Origin of the sequence: Kosakonia oryzendophytica, assembly GCF_027886705.1 — a bacterium.
GTDB lineage: Bacteria > Pseudomonadota > Gammaproteobacteria > Enterobacterales > Enterobacteriaceae > Kosakonia > Kosakonia oryzendophytica.
Window position 1 is genome coordinate 4,436,149 of record NZ_CP115659.1, and the last position, 17,501, is coordinate 4,453,649.

At 51.8% G+C, this 17,501-nt stretch carries 16 protein-coding genes; 8 read left to right on the forward strand and 8 right to left on the reverse strand.

Annotation, left to right across the window (positions count from 1 at the left end):
• Positions 1-87: 87 nt before the first annotated feature.
• Positions 88-1,224 carry a hypothetical protein gene (locus tag O9K67_RS21390; RefSeq protein WP_134318895.1) on the forward strand — a complete coding sequence of 379 codons (1,137 nt, stop codon included), beginning with the start codon at positions 88-90 and terminating at the stop codon, positions 1,222-1,224.
• A gap of 59 nt (positions 1,225-1,283) precedes the next feature.
• Here O9K67_RS21390 and O9K67_RS21395 read toward each other — a convergent pair whose 3' ends face one another.
• Positions 1,284-1,883, reverse strand: a complete 600-nt coding sequence (locus O9K67_RS21395; protein WP_271044685.1) for an ATP-dependent Clp protease proteolytic subunit — start codon at positions 1,881-1,883, stop codon at positions 1,284-1,286.
• 100 nt (positions 1,884-1,983) lie between these two features.
• The gene (locus O9K67_RS21400; RefSeq protein ID WP_071890619.1) at positions 1,984-2,148 is read right to left on the reverse strand and encodes a DUF1127 domain-containing protein; all 165 of its coding nucleotides are present in this window, start codon (positions 2,146-2,148) and stop codon (positions 1,984-1,986) included.
• 176 nt (positions 2,149-2,324) lie between these two features.
• Here O9K67_RS21400 and O9K67_RS21405 point away from each other — a divergent pair, with 176 nt between their 5' ends.
• Complete coding sequence (locus O9K67_RS21405; RefSeq protein ID WP_061497975.1) at positions 2,325-3,740, forward strand: aminotransferase-like domain-containing protein; 1,416 nt, start codon at positions 2,325-2,327, stop codon at positions 3,738-3,740.
• A gap of 15 nt (positions 3,741-3,755) precedes the next feature.
• Here O9K67_RS21405 and O9K67_RS21410 read toward each other — a convergent pair whose 3' ends face one another.
• Positions 3,756-4,454, reverse strand: a complete 699-nt coding sequence (locus O9K67_RS21410; protein WP_061497978.1) for a sigma-70 family RNA polymerase sigma factor — start codon at positions 4,452-4,454, stop codon at positions 3,756-3,758.
• 403 nt (positions 4,455-4,857) lie between these two features.
• Here O9K67_RS21410 and O9K67_RS21415 point away from each other — a divergent pair, with 403 nt between their 5' ends.
• Together O9K67_RS21415 and O9K67_RS21420 are read left to right on the forward strand one after the other, a co-directional pair.
• Positions 4,858-5,799 (forward strand): transcriptional regulator, encoded by a 942-nt coding sequence (locus tag O9K67_RS21415; RefSeq protein WP_061497980.1) that lies wholly within the window; start codon positions 4,858-4,860, stop codon positions 5,797-5,799.
• Positions 5,771-6,241, forward strand: a complete 471-nt coding sequence (locus O9K67_RS21420; RefSeq protein ID WP_061497982.1) for a hypothetical protein — start codon at positions 5,771-5,773, stop codon at positions 6,239-6,241. Before O9K67_RS21415 ends, O9K67_RS21420 begins: the two co-directional genes overlap by 29 nt.
• 151 nt (positions 6,242-6,392) lie before the next feature.
• Here O9K67_RS21420 and O9K67_RS21425 read toward each other — a convergent pair whose 3' ends face one another.
• A complete protein-coding gene (locus tag O9K67_RS21425) occupies positions 6,393-7,379 on the reverse strand; it encodes a sigma-54 interaction domain-containing protein (RefSeq protein WP_061497984.1) in 987 nt (328 codons plus the stop codon).
• Between the two features lie 464 nt (positions 7,380-7,843).
• On the opposite strand from O9K67_RS21425, the gene murQ reads away from it, so the two are divergent.
• Positions 7,844-8,755, forward strand: coding sequence for an N-acetylmuramic acid 6-phosphate etherase (murQ, locus tag O9K67_RS21430; protein WP_061497986.1), 912 nt, complete (start codon positions 7,844-7,846; stop codon positions 8,753-8,755).
• Positions 8,755-10,194, forward strand: coding sequence for a PTS N-acetylmuramic acid transporter subunit IIBC (gene murP / locus O9K67_RS21435; RefSeq protein WP_061497988.1), 1,440 nt, complete (start codon positions 8,755-8,757; stop codon positions 10,192-10,194). The genes murQ and murP overlap by 1 nt, the downstream gene beginning before the upstream one ends.
• A 28-nt stretch (positions 10,195-10,222) precedes the next feature.
• On the opposite strand, the gene O9K67_RS21440 is transcribed toward murP, so the two are convergent.
• The 4 genes from O9K67_RS21440 to O9K67_RS21455 all read right to left on the reverse strand — a co-directional run bounded on the left by O9K67_RS21440 (position 10,223) and on the right by O9K67_RS21455 (position 15,699).
• Entirely contained in the window at positions 10,223-11,152 is a 930-nt protein-coding gene (locus O9K67_RS21440) for a lysozyme inhibitor LprI family protein (RefSeq protein WP_245191396.1), read from the reverse strand.
• Positions 11,153-11,464: 312 nt separating this feature from the next.
• Entirely contained in the window at positions 11,465-13,555 is a 2,091-nt protein-coding gene (foxA, locus tag O9K67_RS21445) for a ferrioxamine B receptor FoxA (RefSeq protein ID WP_061497993.1), read from the reverse strand.
• 150 nt (positions 13,556-13,705) lie between these two features.
• Complete coding sequence (locus tag O9K67_RS21450) at positions 13,706-14,659, reverse strand: helix-turn-helix transcriptional regulator (RefSeq protein WP_061497995.1); 954 nt, start codon at positions 14,657-14,659, stop codon at positions 13,706-13,708.
• Positions 14,660-14,796: 137 nt separating this feature from the next.
• Positions 14,797-15,699 (reverse strand): LysR family transcriptional regulator, encoded by a 903-nt coding sequence (locus O9K67_RS21455; protein ID WP_061497996.1) that lies wholly within the window; start codon positions 15,697-15,699, stop codon positions 14,797-14,799.
• 87 nt (positions 15,700-15,786) lie between these two features.
• Here O9K67_RS21455 and O9K67_RS21460 point away from each other — a divergent pair, with 87 nt between their 5' ends.
• A complete protein-coding gene (locus tag O9K67_RS21460; protein ID WP_061497998.1) occupies positions 15,787-16,572 on the forward strand; it encodes an NAD(P)H-dependent oxidoreductase in 786 nt (261 codons plus the stop codon).
• A 263-nt stretch (positions 16,573-16,835) separates the two neighbouring features.
• On the forward strand, positions 16,836-17,411 hold the full coding sequence (locus O9K67_RS21465; RefSeq protein ID WP_061498000.1) for a TetR/AcrR family transcriptional regulator: 576 nt from the start codon (positions 16,836-16,838) through the stop codon (positions 17,409-17,411).
• Positions 17,412-17,501: the final 90 nt, after the last annotated feature.

Genomic DNA, 17,501 nt, shown 5'->3' on the forward strand with positions numbered 1-17,501 from the left:
GTGTGCAGAAATTATGTGTCAGGGAGAAGTGTATTTTTCGCTTGTGCGCCAGGAGGATGATCGTGTCCACATATCACGGGCGAACAGATGAAACCTGCAACATATAGTGGCTGTTCCCCCGATGACATGAGTCCTAAGATAGGGTTTATAACCCTTTATAAAACAATGATAAATGCAACAAAAAGGACTTTCACAGTGAAAAAGCTCTCAAGAATATGCTGGAACGACAAATACTGGCGTGCGCCGTCCGGGCGGGAAGGAAAGTCAATCAATAGCAGTAGCTACGAATACCAGCATGGATTTGGTCATGAAGAGTGGTTATTCGATACGGAAAAACTTATTGATGGCTATCATTACGCCTATTTGCAATCCCTGGCAGGATTAGTTCGCAATGGTCAGGTAATGGATATCAATTTATACACCATTAAAAATGAAAAAAGGAACAATACACGTTATTGGCTGGGTGAGATTTTAAATGCTGAACTGGTTTCCCATGCGGAGTCCCGCAGAATAGTAAAACAGTACCAGCATAATGGCTGGTATGATGAAATGAAGTCGCAGCTTAACGAAGTCGATGTGGATGGCGATATATTAGGATCGATCGACAAGAGCGAATTCTTTACCATTAAGTTTAAGCCGCAAAACTTACGCTTATGCGAGCCGTATATTTTTAGTCATACTGACCCGGCCGTAAAATCAAATTATTACAATCTCATTAATTTTGTTGAGCTTCCTCTTCAAGCCCGCAGCGCAACAGCGTTCGACTTTAAAGCAGGCCATCGCTCTAAACCAGAGAGCGGCCAGCGCAGCGGCGGTGGTTATCGCGCAGAAATCAGTTATATTCACAATACAATACAAGAGGCATTATATACTTCGCTCTGCCAGCACGTTGGTGAAGACCGGGTAAGCACGGAACAAAATACCGGGTATGGGACACGCATCGACCTTGTTGTGCAGGAAAATGAAAACACGTACTCTTTTTATGAAATAAAAACCCATGCCCACGTTTCCTATTGCATCCGTGAGGCCATCGGGCAGCTATTGGAATATGCCTACTGGCACGATAACGGCATACATATTACAAAAATGGTTATCGTTGGAATTACCCCGGCGACGGCAGAAGATAATGCCTATATCGCGCGATTACGGGCGCTACACCATCTGCCACTGGAATATATGCATTTCGATTTAGACCAGAAAACGTTCTCGCAGAGCGATCAATAAACAACGTCCAGCCAACTTATGCTGGCTGGACGTGGGTTTTATTCCCCGTCAGCGCCTGATTAATCGAGGTTCAGTTCACCGTAGGTTTTCACCACGCGGGAAACGATGCCGTAATCAATCGCTTCTTTGGTGTTCATCCAGTAGTTACGATCCGTATCCTGTTTCACTTTCTCAACTGGCTGGCCGGTTGCATCGGCGATCATGCGGTTAACGCGTTCCAGAGTACGGATGATCTCTTTGGCTTCAATCTCAATATCGCTCGCCTGACCGCGCACACCACCCAACGGCTGATGGATCATAAAGCGGGTATTCGGCAGCGAGTAGCGATGCTCTTTTTTCGCCGCCAGCAGGATGGTGATCCCGGCGCTGGCCACCCAACCGGTGCCAATAATGTGCACTTCCGGGGTGATAAATTTGATCATGTCATGGATAGTGTCAGCCGCTTCGACATGGCCACCCTGACTGTTAAGGTAAATTTTGATCGGTGCATCGCTGATGCCCTGTAACAGCAACAATTGCGTGACGACTTTTTCCGTCAGCGCCTGGTTAATTTCACCGGAGATGATAATAGAGCGGGAATCCAGCAGTTTTTGCTGCATCAGCTGGGTTGCGTTGCCGGTTTCGTTCTCTTTTTTATCGTCTTCGTCTTTGCCATTCATAACGTGCATGTGCTTTCTCCCCTTCAGGTTATGGAGCTAAGCATAGCCCAACGCAGGTTGAGCGGAAATAACAAGATGTTATCTCCGCTCGAGAGTGTCCTTACCACAGCTCTTCACGCCGCAACCCCAGGTCTTTTAACTGCTCGTCGCTGAGTGCCCGCAACAGCCTTGCCGTGCGCCTGCGCTCCCGCAGGTGTTGCCATTTACGCCAGAGTAAAACAAACCCGATCCACGGACGCGTCGGTCGATTTTCAAAGAATTCCATTATCGCTCTCCTCACCAGAACAGAGCGTTATCATCGCCGCGAAAGGCTGTGACAATACAGACTCAGAAATTACTTTTCTTTAACATACAGATCGCTTAAAACAGTGTCTGAATCGCGAAAAATGGCCAAATCTGTACTGCTTTTTAAATCTGTATGGTGGAATCAAAGGATACAGCATGACACGCTACCAACATCTGGCCACGCTGCTGGCGGAACGTATTGAGCAGGGGCTCTATCGCCCCGGAGAAAAACTTCCTTCAGTACGAAGCCTGAGCCAGGAACACGGCGTGAGTATCAGCACCGTACAGCAGTCTTACCAGGTACTGGAAAACCTGCAACTGATCACCCCGCAACCGCGTTCTGGCTATTTCGTCGCGCCGCGTAAGGCGCAACCGCCCGTACCCGCGATGTCCCGTCCGGTGCAGCGCCCGGTCGATGTGACCCAGTGGGATGAAGTGCTTACGCTGCTTGATGCCCGCACCGATAAGGCCATCATTCCTTTTGGCGGCGGCGCACCGGATATCACACAGCCCACGCTCAAACACCTATGGCGCGAAATGAACCGCGTCATACAGCACCAGTTACATGATGTTCTGAGTTATGACACGCTGCCCGGCCGCCGCGAACTGCGTGAACAGATCGCCCGACTGATGCTTGATGGCGGCACGTCGCTCAGCGCCGATGATATTGTGATCGCCAGCGGTTGCCACGCCGCGCTCACGCTGGCGTTACTGGCGGTTTGCCAACCGGGAGACATTGTTGCCGTCGAATCTCCCTGTTATTACGGCACCATGCAGTTACTGCGTGGGTTAGACATTAAAGCGATTGAGATCCCGACCGATCCCAATGCCGGGATCAGCATCGAAGCCCTGGAACTGGCACTGGAGCAGTGGCCGATCAAGGGCGTGATCCTGGTGCCTAACTGCAATAATCCGCTCGGGTTTATCATGCCGGAGGCACGCAAAAAGGCGGTACTGTCGCTGGCGCAACGCCACGACATTGTGATTTTCGAAGACGATATTTATGGCGAACTGGCCACTGATTATCCACGACCATCAACCATTAAATCTTATGATATCGATGGCCGCGTGCTGTTTTGCAGCTCCGTGACCAAAACTGTTGCACCAGGGCTACGGGTCGGCTGGATCGCACCGGGGCGTTATCTCGATCGGGTATTGCATAAAAAATATGCTGCCATCGGCACAAACGTGCCCGGTACACAGCTGGCCGTAGCGGCATTTATTCGTGATGGCCATTATCACCGCCATGTACGACGCATGCGCCAGGTCTACCAGCATCAGCTCGAAACCTATACCTGCTGGGTACGTCAGTATTTCCCGTGCGGTATCTGTGTGACCCGCCCACAAGGGGGCTATCTGCTGTGGGTTGAATTACCGGAGACCGTCGATATGGTGTGTGTTTCCCGTGCCCTGTGCCAGTTAAAAGTCCAGATTGCGCCAGGCTCACTGTTCTCTGCCTCCGGTAAGTATCGTAACTGCCTGCGACTTAACTGTGCGCTGCCGCTGACGGAAGCCAACCGTGAAGCCATCAAACACCTGGGCGTGGCGATCCATAATGCCTTGGAGGCGTAATATTTTGCCGTTTGGTTATGTGTCCTGTGTAAAAACGGCGTAGATCTTCCGTGAAATAGCTTTATTAAGTTGGCACAGTCTGGCCTCCGTCAACCCAAACAGTTGGCCGATCTCTTTCAGTTTCATTTCATGCTGATAGTAGAGCGTGAAGATCGCTTGCTCACGGGGAGCAAGTTGCGCCAGCGCACTCCGTAACATACGCCCCACCAGCATCTCCTCTTCAAGGGGGCGACTGACAAGCGAAGAGGGGTACGAATCCTTTTCTTGCAGATTTTCAAGACTCTCCAGTTCGCCAGCGGAACAGAGTTGCAAATACGCCTGCCAGGATTCGAATGTCATTCGAAGGTGTGAGCTAACGTCTGTAAAACATGGTGTTTTCCCAGGCTCACTCGCCAACAGGCGTATCGCATCGTTGAGTTTGTGCGTTTGTTGCCGCAATCGCCGGGGGCGCCAGTCCAATTTGCGCAGTTCATCCAGCACGGCACCGCGTATGCGTTGCATAGCATAGCCGGCAAAACCATCGTCCGGGTGCCCGTAGCGCCGTAAAGAAGAGAGCAGCCCCATAAGCGCAATTTGCCGCATATCGTCTTTATCCAGCACGGCACTGGTTTGCCAGGCAAACTGCCTGACGACTTTTCCCACCAACGGTAAGTAATCACGGAGATAACGCGTTTCGTCGGTTGGGGTTAAAATGTTTGCATCTGTATACTTCATCAATTCCCTGTTGACTCGCCCAGCCTTCATTTTAATAAGTGCCGGAAATAAGCAACTCACATGCCAGAGTTTTAAATATTAAAAATCAAAAGATTAAGAAAAAAAGAGGAAGTTTTAATTCCGACAAATTCACGGAAAGGAAATCTTTGCGGAAACAAAAATGCCGCTACGTTTATCGAAAAATATTTTGCGATTCATGCTATGGAAGAAATGAGAGCAAAAATGTACAGTAAGAAAAAACTAAACTGCTTACCATGTGTCGGCATTTCGTTACACAGCACTTAAGTGCATTGAGAAATAAAACCATTCGTCTTTCGGCATTAATCATTATTTATGCCGACAGGTCTCCACCATCAATCGTACTAACGAACCCTGACTGACAGTTAAAACACCATGCAATTTTATGAATAAACATTATTGTGCAATAAATAACTGGCTGATTGATGTCCCGTCAGGATCTATTCTTCATTTAGTGACCGGAGAACGAAAACGCCTGGGCGCCTATCAGCTCAAACTGCTTGATGTCCTGCAACAGAATGCCGGGAAAATTTTAACGCGCGAGGAACTGACCACGCTGGTCTGGGAACGCCGGGTGATTGGCAATAACAGTCTGCCCAATGCCATTCACGCACTGCGCGCCGCACTTGAGGACGACGGCAAGCAGCAACGGATCATCCGCACGATCCCGAAACATGGATATGTTCTGGAAGCGGAATATTGCCGGATGGTGGAAAAAGACGAAGAGGAGATCAATCTCACCAATGTGCTGCCCGCACAGGACGATGAAGAGGTGCTGTTCGACGAGGCTTTGGATACGATAGAACATGAACCGGTGGATACGTATTCCCTGCTGCCTGATGCGCTTTCTCCTGCCGTGCGACGCGAGGCGCAGATGCTTCCGTCACGCGCACAACGATGGAAAGTTGTCCTGGTTTTTCTGGTTATTGCACTGGGCAGCGCTGCACTGGGTTACGCCTTTATTCCCCGCAGTGAAGCACCGGAAGTGCGGGAAATAGCGAAAAATATTTACAGCAATATCCGCATCTTTACCGTCCCCGGGCACGAGAACGATCAGCCCCTCCAACAGACAACCTTCCTGCGATTAAGGGATACTTACTACACTATAAATCAACAACTTAAATCAAAATCAATTCACATGAGCGTTTATTATAACGATGAAAACCAGACGCTGAATTACACCCTGCGCCTGTATAACATCTGTCAGCAGAAAGTATTGGCGATGCAGATCTACCATTCGCGATCCAATGCCACCCTGCTTAATAACTTAATTCTCAGCGAAACCCGGAGAAAGCTCAATGAAATGGTTCCCTGCAAAACGCCGTAAACAGTCTGTTGCGCTGATATTGACAGCCCTTCTCGCCGCACTATCAGGTACGCAATTACACCGCGCCAATGCGGTCATACAGCAAAACGTCGATGAAGTTACGCAGTTTGGCTTCTATGACCTGATGCTGCGCCAAAAGGAGTTATACGACTCGCACATGACTACGAAGGGAAATACCATACAGAGCAATATCACCAGCCCTGATGACAATCAGTTCGTCCTGAAAGGGAATTTTGTGCGAACCCGACAGCAGGGTCAAACCTATTATTTCAGCTACTCACCTATCTATTTTATGTCATCACAGAATAGCCGCATGATTAACGGGAATGTGGATTTACTAACCCACAGCGGTTTCTGGATACAGCAATACGAGGCGGATAACGTCCCATTGGTGAGTATGCAAAACGGTCTCATTTTCCTCTACCCGCTGGATGCCAGATAACGTACGTTCAATGAACAGATAGCGCAGATTCCCGGTTTTTTTACGCCCATAATTGTGCCGTATGTTTCACTGTTATTTCTGGCAAAAAACAGAAAGAAAAAAGCGCCAGGCAATACACGTTGATATATCCGCGATGGGTTCATGTTGCGGATTACCTTCCCGAGGTATCTGAGTCTTTTTCACGCATCGACGCCAGGCGGTAACGCAGAGCACGGGGAGTAATGCCAAGAACGGCAGCCGTTTTGGTTTTGTTTCCCTGATGCTGCCTGAGTACTTCACTGATGTAGTCATACTCCGCATTGCGCCCGTGCCGGCGTACATCAGAAATCATGGCTTCGCCCGGTTTCGCCTGCGAGTGGGGCGTCGGCAGCCCCAGATCGGCGGCGTTGATCTCGTCGCCGTCTGCAAGGATCACACCGCGCTTCACCACGTTTTCCAGCTCGCGGATATTGCCAGGCCAGTCATGATTCAGCAGTGCCCGACAGGCTTCATCACTCAGACTTACCCTTCGCAGGAAACAGGACTGATACTTGTTCAGCAGAAACCGGGCAATCGGCAGAATATCCTGTGGGCGACTCCGCAACGGGGGAATGTGGATCGGCACCACCGCAATGCGGTAAAACAGATCCTGGCGAAAACGCCCTGCGTCCACTTCACGCTGAAGATCTTTATTCGTCGCCGCAATCAGGCGGATATTCAACGGCAAGCATTGACGACTCCCGAGTCGTTCTACCTCCTGTTCCTGCAAGACACGCAGCAGTTTTGCCTGCATCGCTGGCGACATATCGCCGATTTCATCCAGTAACAACGTACCGCCGTTTGCTTGCTCAAACTTTCCCGGAAGGCTGGTCACAGCCCCGGTAAAGGCACCTTTTTCATAGCCAAATAACATCGCCTCCAGCAGATTTTCCGGGATGGCGGCACAATTGACGCCGACATAAGGTGCATCATGCGCATAAGCATTGTCGTGAATATACCGGGCCACGCACTCTTTGCCGGTTCCGGTTTCACCACTAATCAACACCGGGACTGGATATTTGGCAAGACGGCGGGCTAATGAAAAAACATTTTCGCTGGCAACCGAGTGAGTAATAAATATATTCCCTTTACTTCCGCCATAATCAATAAAATGCGTCATTAGCACTTACCAAGGAAACTGTTAAATATAAAAAAAGGCCCTATCATGCCAGACGTTTTATCCGTCAGTCAGAATAGGGCAAAAAAGACTTATATCTCAGCACGACGAATTATACCGCTCGAGAAAAAAATGTCTTAATAATCTTAAATATTAAAATATTAATCCATATAAAACATATGGATACTTAAAAAATCATCCATTACACATAATCATTTAATAAATTTCTTATCTGTGCATTGCTGACAGCTCAGAATGAAAAACGCGCACTGCCACAGGCCTCCCGTGCGACTCTGTCGGCCCTTTACGTAGACATGATTTGACCGCCATCACACTTAGTGCGCTGACCCGCCTGATTGAATAAATTATTCTTATTTTTATCCTTATTAATAATATATTATTCCTTATACAGCGCCACCATTAGTGCGGCAGGCAAAGTACACACTGAAAAGTTAAGTGAGACGTTGATGAACATTGATCTATCCAAACTGACCACCGAAGGTCGCAACGCTGCGAGCGCCCATATTGACATGCTCTCCACCGAAGAGATGCTGAAGGTAATCAACGCTGAAGACCAAAAAGTGGCACTGGCGGTGGAAAAGGTGATCCCGGCAATCACCCGGGCGGTCGATGCCATAGTCGGGGCATTTCGCAAAGGCGGGCGCTTAATCTACTGTGGCGCAGGCACTTCCGGTCGGCTGGGGATCCTTGATGCCAGCGAATGTCCCCCCACCTACGGCACCCCGCGTGAGCAAGTGGTAGGGTTAATTGCCGGGGGGCATCGCGCCATTTTGCAGGCGGTAGAAAACGCTGAAGACAGTCTGACACTCGGCGTCGATGACCTGAAAGCGCTTAATTTCAACGCACATGACGTACTGGTTGGCATTGCCGCCAGTGGCCGCACACCGTATGTGATCGCCGCCATGCAGTATGCGAAAAGCCTTGCGGCAACCACGGTCGCCCTGACCTGCAATGACGGTAGCGAAATGGCCCGCATCGCCGACATCGCCATTGTACCCATTGTCGGCCCTGAGGTAGTCACAGGCTCTTCGCGCATGAAAGCCGGCACCGCACAAAAAATGGTGCTCAATATGCTCACCACCGGCGCCATGATCCGCAGCGGTAAAGTCTACGGCAATCTGATGGTCGATGTGGAAGCCACCAACCTGAAGCTGGTGCAACGCCAGATCAATATTGTGATGGAAGCAACGGGCTGCGATGCAGACACGGCCTCTCTGGCGCTGAAAGCGTGTGAGGGCCACTGTAAAACAGCGATCGTCATGGTTCTGGGCCAGCTCAGCGCTACGCAAGCAACACAATTGCTCCAGGATAACGGCGGTTTTATCCGCCAGGCACTGGTTAATGCGGGGATAAAGTGATGGTGAAAATCACGGGACAGCTTATAGCGAACATCGTGGAGTTGGTCGGCGGTAGAGACAACATTAAAACCTGCGGCAACTGTATGACACGGTTGCGTCTGACATTAAACAATGAAGAGCAGGTTGACTATGAAAGCCTTAAAGCCCTGCCAGGTGTGTTGGGTGTAGTGAACAGTGATGATCAATTACAAATTATTGTCGGTCCGGGGAAAGCACAAACCGCCGCAGACACCCTGAATACGCTGCTTGGACATGAACACGCCCCCGCCGAAGCCGCAACACTGCAAAGCGTTGCGCGCGACACCAAACAGCAGATGAAAGCAAAACAGACCAGCGCGGTACATCAGTTCCTGTCGAAATTCGCCACGATTTTCACCCCCCTGATCCCCGGTTTTATCGCCGCCGGGATGCTGCTCGGTGTGGCCACATTACTCGAGCAAAGTCTGCTGAGCGGCGCGGCGCAAAAGAGCGCAACCCTCAGCCATCTGGTGGGGTATATGAAAATATTCGGCAAAGGCTTGTTCACATTTTTGCCGATCCTGATTGGTTATAACGCGCAGAAAGCCTTTGGTGGCAGCGGCGTTAACGGCGCGATCATCGCTGCACTGTTTGTACTCGGTTATAACCCGCAGGCCACCAGTGGGTATTTCTCCGGTATCGATAACTTCTTCGGTATGAGTATCGATCCGCGCGGCAATATTATTGGCGTCTTGATCGCCGCCATCCTCGGCGCGTGGATTGAACGGCAAATACGCAAAATCGTGCCGGATAACCTCGACATGATCCTCACCTCATTACTGACGCTGCTGATTACCGGGGCGCTGGCCTTTACAGTGATAATGCCGATTGGCGGTGAGTTGTTTAAGGGCATGTCGTGGTTGTTTCTGCACCTGAACGGTAACCCGTTTGGCTGTGCGGTGCTGGCTGGTCTGTTCCTGATTGCCGTGGTTTTTGGCGTACATCAGGGCTTTATTCCGGTCTATTTTGCGCTCATGGATGCGCAAGGCTTTAACGCATTGTTTCCGATCCTGGCTATGGCGGGGGGTGGTCAGGTCGGCGCAGCGCTTGCGCTCTATTTCCGTTCACCGCCGCATTCTGTTATCCGCAACCAGATCCGTGGTGCGATCATTCCCGGCATTCTGGGCGTTGGCGAACCGTTGATTTACGCCGTCACGCTACCGCGTGTTAAGCCGTTCATTACTGCCTGTATTGGTGGCGCATGCGGCGGTTTCTTTATTGGCCTGGTGGCATGGCTGGGGTTGCCGGTGGGCCTCAATACTGTGTTTGGCCCGTCCGGTCTGGTCGCCCTACCGCTAATGACGTCAGCTCAGGGGATTTACGCCGGTATGGCGGTCTACGCAGCCGGCGTGGCGGTTTCGTATGTGTGCGGTTTTGTCGTCACTTGGTTCTTTGGTCACAAAGCAGTGGACTTGAACTGATCGCCAGGGCGGTGCGCCGCCCTGCGTTTTACTCATCCTGATAACGTTCTTTCCAGATATCCAGTGTACGCGGCACCTGAGTTTTATCCTCCCGCGTGGTGAAGTAATGCAGTTGCAATTTTCCACCCGGTCGCGCAGGGGGAAACAAGCGTGCAGCCCAGATATCACCCTGTGGCGTGTAGATAATCATGGCGGTTTGTCGGTTGGCCGCACCGCGCAGCCACATCGAGACGACCGTCGCCCCCATATTGTCCCGGTCGTTTTCGTAGATAAACACATTGGCTGTATCCACAAACTGCTGATAATCCTCCCCGACCAGCGCACGGAATTTCTGGTCCAGCGCGTCCGTGGGGAGAACCCCCAACGAGTAGAGCGTCGCTGATGGACGCGGATCCTTCTCTGCGGGCTGATACACCCCATCAATAAACGCACCGTTGGGCATAATGAGCCGACATCCCCACTCTGCATTGCTGTGTACCTGCAAAGCGCCATCCTGCTTGGGAATGATCAAGATTAAGCAGTCGCTGACATCGTGAATATTTTCAACCAGTACCATACCGTAGACTTTACGTGCCTCAGCAGTAAATTCTTGCCGGTTAACCCCGGCCCATACGCGGATGTCCGTGTCGATACTCCATTCACTGCTGCGGCTAAACTGAAGCACACTGCCGCTCATATGGGGCGCGAGCATATTCCACCACTGCCCTTGCCACGTAAAATCCGTTTTCACGTCTGACACCATATTGATGCCTTTGTAATAAGCGCGGCGGATGCAGTTATCCGTTGTGCAAGTTTGCAGGGAGGCTTCCCACGCAGCATATTGCTGGCGTATTGAACGGGTATCGTCATGATCCAACCTTGAACGATAGATAGTATCCAGCGTTTGGTCGAGCCAGCGCAGATTGTCATTATTGCAAATCGTATTTTCCAGTGGTGTTGCCGCACGCCTGCAGTTCACCGCCCATGCGCTGCAGGCATACAGGTTTAATAAAATTAAAAGGCCACCAAATAAAAGGCGATTAACCATGGCAAATATTCTTCAAGGTTAGCGATTCGCAGTGTGGGAATTATAGATGATTTTTACTAAGAAATCGTTAAGCAAATTAATAAATTAAACTAGTTAAGTCGACCTTAATTTGTGTCGCTTATATTCTTATTTTATTTTTTTAAATCACAAATCGGCGTTCAAAATCGATATTACCGAAAGCAGCATGGCTGCAGAAAATAACGGATTGTGAAAAGCCCGGTAGCAAACCGGGCTGCAGAAGTATCAAAACGCGTAGGAAAGACTGCCCACAATGTTGCGCTCGGCGCCAAAATAGCAGTAAGAGAGGGAATTACAGGCGGCAATATAGCGTTTGTCCGTCAGGTTATTGACTGTGACCTGCGCGCTCAATCCTTTCAGACCCACCTGCGCCAGATCGTAACCCACTGCCATGTCTACCAGCGTATAGGAAGGCAGCGTGTGCGTATTCTGGCGATCGGACGTCATGCCATTCACATAACGCGCGCCGGAACCCACCGTCAGACCTTTTAACGGGCCGGTTTTCACATCGTAGCTCAGCCAGGCGCTGGCCTGATTGCGCGGCGCGTAAACGGCGCGTTTGCCCTGCTCTTCCGCGCTGCTCCTGGTGTAGCGAATATCATTGTAGGTATAAGACGCCTGCAATCTCAGGTTATCCGTCAACTGCCCCACCGCTTCCAGTTCAAGACCTTCAGACTCGATTTCACCAATCGAGCGATACGGATCGGTTGGCTCCACTTTGGTGGCAATATTTTCCTGATTAATCCGATACACCGATGCGCTGTACATCGTCTGCGATCCTTCCGGCTGGAACTTCAGCCCCGCCTCCCACTGCTTCCCTTTCATCGGCTTGAGGATCTTGCCGTACTCATCAGTAAAGCTGGTTGGCGTAAACGCAGTGGAGTAGCTGACGTACGGCGCAAAACCGCTATCGAACAGATACATCAGCGCGGCACGGCTACTGACGTGGTTTTGATCCAGCGTATCGCTGCTGTCATTGATCTTATTGACGTTCGTGATCTTCACCTGATCGTGACGACCACCCAGCGTCAGCCGCCATCTGTCCAGCGACATTTGATCCTGCACGTAGATCCCGGTTTGCTCCAGCTTATGCTTTTCGCGGCTGTAGACCGTGATCGACAACGGATCGGCACCATAGACCGGGCTGAAGGCATCGATCGCCGGGAAACTGCCGTAAGAGGCCGTAACATCATTATTGCGACGCTGATAATCAACGCCCAAAAGCACGCGGTGGTTGATCATGCCAGTGTCGATGCTGCCATCGATCTGGTTATCCAGGGTGATGGCCGAAAGCGATTCATCAGAGCCGGAATAGCCGCGATTCAGTTCGCTGTCGTTTAGCCAGCCTGCGGCATACACCTGGTTCAAATCGACATTGGTACGGAGGTAACGCAGTTTCTGGCGAACGGACCAGCCACTGTCGAACGCATGTTCGACGTTGTAACCAACCATATTTTCCCGGCGATCATACTTATCGTATTTGTCTTCCCCTTCGAAGAAGGTATTGGAAATTTTCTGCCCGGCATGGGAAACCACTGTGCCTTCATAAGGCAGGCCAGAGTGGCTACCGCCCTCGGGGTCGCGATGCAGATAGGCCATCAGTTCAAGACGCGTGTTGTCGGTAATACGCCATGTCAGGCTGGGCGCGATGGCGTAACGCTGCTCTTTCAGGTGATCAAACTGGGAGTCCGCATAGCGCGTCATGCCGGTTAAACGTACCGCCACGCGGTCGCTGTCATCCACCGGGCCGGTCACATCAAACGCGGCACCGCGCTGGTTATTGTTACCGGCAAACAGTTTAACTTCACCGCCGGGGTCAAACGACGGTTTACGGGAGTTCAGCGCCACAATGCCGCCTGGCGAAGAGCGCCCATAAAGCACCGATGCCGGGCCACGCACCACTTCAACGCTATCGAGGAACCAGGGATCAATGACCAGAGAACTGTGCGAATTGCTATCGCCCATCATCTTCAGACCGTCGAGATAGATATTATCCAGACTGCCATCGGAGAAGCCACGCAGCACAATATAGTCAAAACGGTTCGATGCGCCGATCTGGTTGCTGTAAACGCCCGGCGTGTAGCTGACTGCCTGGCGAACGTTAATAGCACCCTGCTCTTCATACTGCTGGCGCGTCACGATGGAAACCGCCTGCGGCGTTTCGATATCCGGCGTTTCCAGCTTGGTTGCGCCACTCTGCATTTGCGAAGTCACCACCACAGTATCCTGGGTGGCTGTGGTTTCCGCCGCCGCCAACCCGCTCATTCCACCTGTGATACAGCCAATCATCAACGCCAGTCGCGTTTTTGCGAACATGAAAATCTCCAGAAGCCGTTATTATTGTAAATAAGAATTATTACCTTTTTGGATTCCATCCTCGCTATGCGCAATGACGAGTCGCATATGCGCAGTGACGAAACCTATTGCAGGAGAGAAAAGAGGATCTACACGATCAGCTGAAGGGGTTCAGGAAACGCGCACTTCGCTGGGTGCAACGCCGTAACGACGGCGAAAGGCGGTTGAAAAGTTGGTGGCATGCTGATAACCCGACATCCACGCGGCCTGCTGCACACTATATCCCTGTGCCAGATAGCTGCGCGCCAGCTCAAGGCGACAGTCACGCAGATAGTCGAACACTGACTGACCATAAGCCTGGCGGAATTTCACCCGCAAACTGCTGGAGCTCATGGCCGCAAGCTGCGCCAGCGCATCAAGGGTGTAGGCTTTTTCCGGCTCTTGCTCGAGCAGGCGGCGCACGTTTTCCAGCCGGTGCTGCTCACTGTACGTTGCGACGCTACGCTTTTCACTGCCCTGCATGCGGCAAGACAACGCCTGTCCCAGCAGTTGCAACATCAGCCCTTCCATCATCAACTGACGCGACAGGCCAGGCCCGGCGCTCTGCTGCGCAGCGTGCAGCCCCGAAAGTAAAAACGCCGGAACCTGCCATAAGAAGGTCGGCGCGCCGCCCGCTTCCCATTGTTGCAACAACGCCATCAGCAACGGTGACTGCAAGCAACGGGCGGGATCGACACCCAGCGACAGCGTACGCAAATGGTAATCCGCCAGATGACTGGCATTCATCACCTGATGCTCGCTGAGGCGCGAGGTAAACGCCATGCCAGCGCGCACCACAAATTCCTGCCCGTTAAGACGCAGCATCACACAGCCTTCCAGCACCACCAGCATATAAAGCGGGCAACTGTGCAGCGATGTGGTTTCATAAGGTTGAAGAACGCGAATATCGGAACGGGTCAGATTGAGGCCAGAAGAGAGTGTCATCTCTTCCACGTCCCCGCGGATCACCATCCGCTGCGCTTTAGTAAAGGCACTGTCGCCGGACAACGCCGGGAAGCGATAATCGATGCCATAGCGTTCGCCAAACCCGATAAAGTCTTCAACCGAAAAGTGTGTTTTTTGCATAGCCGGCAGCCGTCGCGATCCTGTCGCCTTCCTTGTCCCGGGCGGGACGAAATGGCTTACACCTTACCATTGGCACCGAAGCGCTTCAATAATATTGAGAATTATTCTCACATGCGAATCATAGGATTTTAATACGCTCAACCGGTAGCCAGCGAGGTCAGGATCTGCTGGCGCAGCCATCTGTGCCCCGGATCGCGGTGCAGCCGTTCATGCCACAGCATCAGCATGTCGAAGCCCGCCAGCTCAACTGGCGGTTCAACCACGCTTAATGCGTCGGACGTCGCCACCAGCCGTTCCGGCAGCACCGCCACCAGATCGGTTCGCGCCAGTGCGTCCAGCATAAACAGGAAATGCGGCACTGACAGCACCACATTGCGCGTCAGTCCGCGCTGCGCCAGCGCCAGATCGGTTGCCGCGCGAAACCCGCCGCCCTCCGGTGACACAATCACATGTTCGAGCGAGCAAAACTGCTCAAGCGTGGGCCGACGCTGTAGCGCCGGATGGTTTACGCGCCCCGCCAGGACATAGCGTTCGGTAAACAGCCATCGCTGGTGTAAAGCGGGTGGCGAACCATCGCGCAGATGGAAAAAGAGATCAATATCCCCCTGCTCCGCCTGGCGCTGGATCTGTCCGGGACTGAGTTCAAAGATAGCCAGACGGCTGGCCGGTGCAGCGGCGCGCAGCCTGGCAAGCAACGGCAGCAGCACTGCCGTTTCAGTGTAATCCGTGGCCGCCACGCGCCAGGTCACCTGCGCCTGAGCGGGGTCGAACTCACTGACCGGAGAAACAGCGCGTTGCAATGCATCCAGCGCCTGGCGTAGCGGCTCACGCAGACCATCGGCTCTGGCCGTGGGTTGCATGCCGCGCGGTCCAGGTAGCAGCAACGGATCGTCAAAAATCTCCCTTAGTCGCGCAAGCTGTACGCTGACAGAGGGCTGAGAGAGATTCAAACGCTGTGCCGCACGCGTGACATTATGCTCGCTGAGCAGCACATCCAGCGTCAGCAACAGGTTGAGATCCAGCCGATGAAGATTAACCATAACTATACCTGTGATAACAGCAATTAATTTCTACTATATCGCCGCCTCACCTACCCTGCAGCTTCAATCTTATTGCCGGGAGTTGTTATGAACGTACTGATTGTTTATGCCCATCCGCAGCCCCATTCCCTGAATGGGGCACTGAAAGAGTTTGCCGTACAGCATCTGGAGAGTGCGGGTCACAGCGTGGAGGTCTCTGACCTGTATGCCATGCAATGGAAGTCTCAGCTAGACGAAAACGACAGCAGCAGTGCCCCGATTGGCGACGTGTTTCACCCGTCTCTCGATTCAAAACACGCCTTTGAACAGGGTACACAGTCAGAGGACATCGCCGCTGAGCAGGCGAAATTACAACGCGCCGATGCGGTGATTTTTCAGTTCCCGCTGTGGTGGTTCTCCATGCCCGCCATTATGAAAGGGTGGGTGGATCGCGTTTATGCCTGTGGTTTTGCCTACGGTGTGGGTGAACACAGCGACAGCCATTGGGGGGATCGCTACGGCGAAGGTCGCCTTGCGGGTAAGCGCGCAATGTTGCTGGTGACCACCGGCGGCTGGGCGTCGCATTACAGCCCGCGCGGCATCAATGGTCCGATCAACGATATCCTGTTTCCGATCCAGCATGGCATCTTGTTTTACCCCGGCTTCACGGTGCTGCCACCGCTGGTGATTTACCACAGCAGCCGCATTGATGAAGCGCGCTATGCCGCACACTGTGCCGAACTGGCTGAACGCCTGGATACGCTGTGGCAAACACCACCGCTGCCATTTCGCCAGCAAAACGGCGGCGATTACGACATCCCGGCGTTAACTCTGCGGGAAGACATTCTGCCGGGCGAGCAAGGTCTGGCTATTCATCAACATAGCAAAGCGTGACATCCCTAATTAAACTGGCGTAATAACCTTGCGCCGGTTTAATTAATTTGCAACAACTCACAATGCCTTCAAATTAACTCCACAGCATTTCGCTATTATTTTCCTGCGCAATTTTCCATACTTCTTCATTATTTCTTCATAACGTCAATTTTTGTAAATTGCCATTATTTGCGCAGAAAATACTTACTCGTAAAACATAAATTCGTTTACTCTATTTACTGATGAGAACGATCATTCTCAAACCGAATTCACGAGGATCCGACATGCAGCCGAAAACATCGCAGGAACAGCGCCATCAGCAGCGCAAAGATGAGATCATTGCCGCTGCCCGCAGGCGTTTTCGCACCAGCGGTTTTCATGCCGCCAGCATGTCGCAAATCGCGCTCGAAGCGCAACTTAGCGTAGGGCAGATCTACCGTTACTTCGCAAGTAAGGACGAGATCATTGAAGAGATGATCCGCCGCATCATCGACTACCGCATTGCGGAGATGGAAAACAAGACCGAGACCAGCCACCTGCCAGAAGCGCTGGCCTGGCGCCACTCTTTGAGCCCGGATGATGATGCGCTGATGCTGGAGATGGCCGCAGAAGCGACCCGCAATCCACAGGTTCAGGCCATGATGATCGAAGCCGACGCACGGATGTTTGAAAACGCCTGCAATTATATGCAAAGCCGACACCCGCACCTGAGCACAGAGCGTATCCGTTGTTGCGTGGAATTACTGGCGGCACTGATGGAAGGCACCACATTGCGCTGTTTAACACCGCAAAAATGCGACCCAACGCAATTACAATTGTTGTATCAGGAAATCTCCACGATGCTTTTTGCAGACAAATAAATAATTCAAAAAATAAGGGAATATAAACCTTACCCTACATATTGCTATATCCAATATATAGCACATCCGCCTGCGCCTTATCCTGTTTAA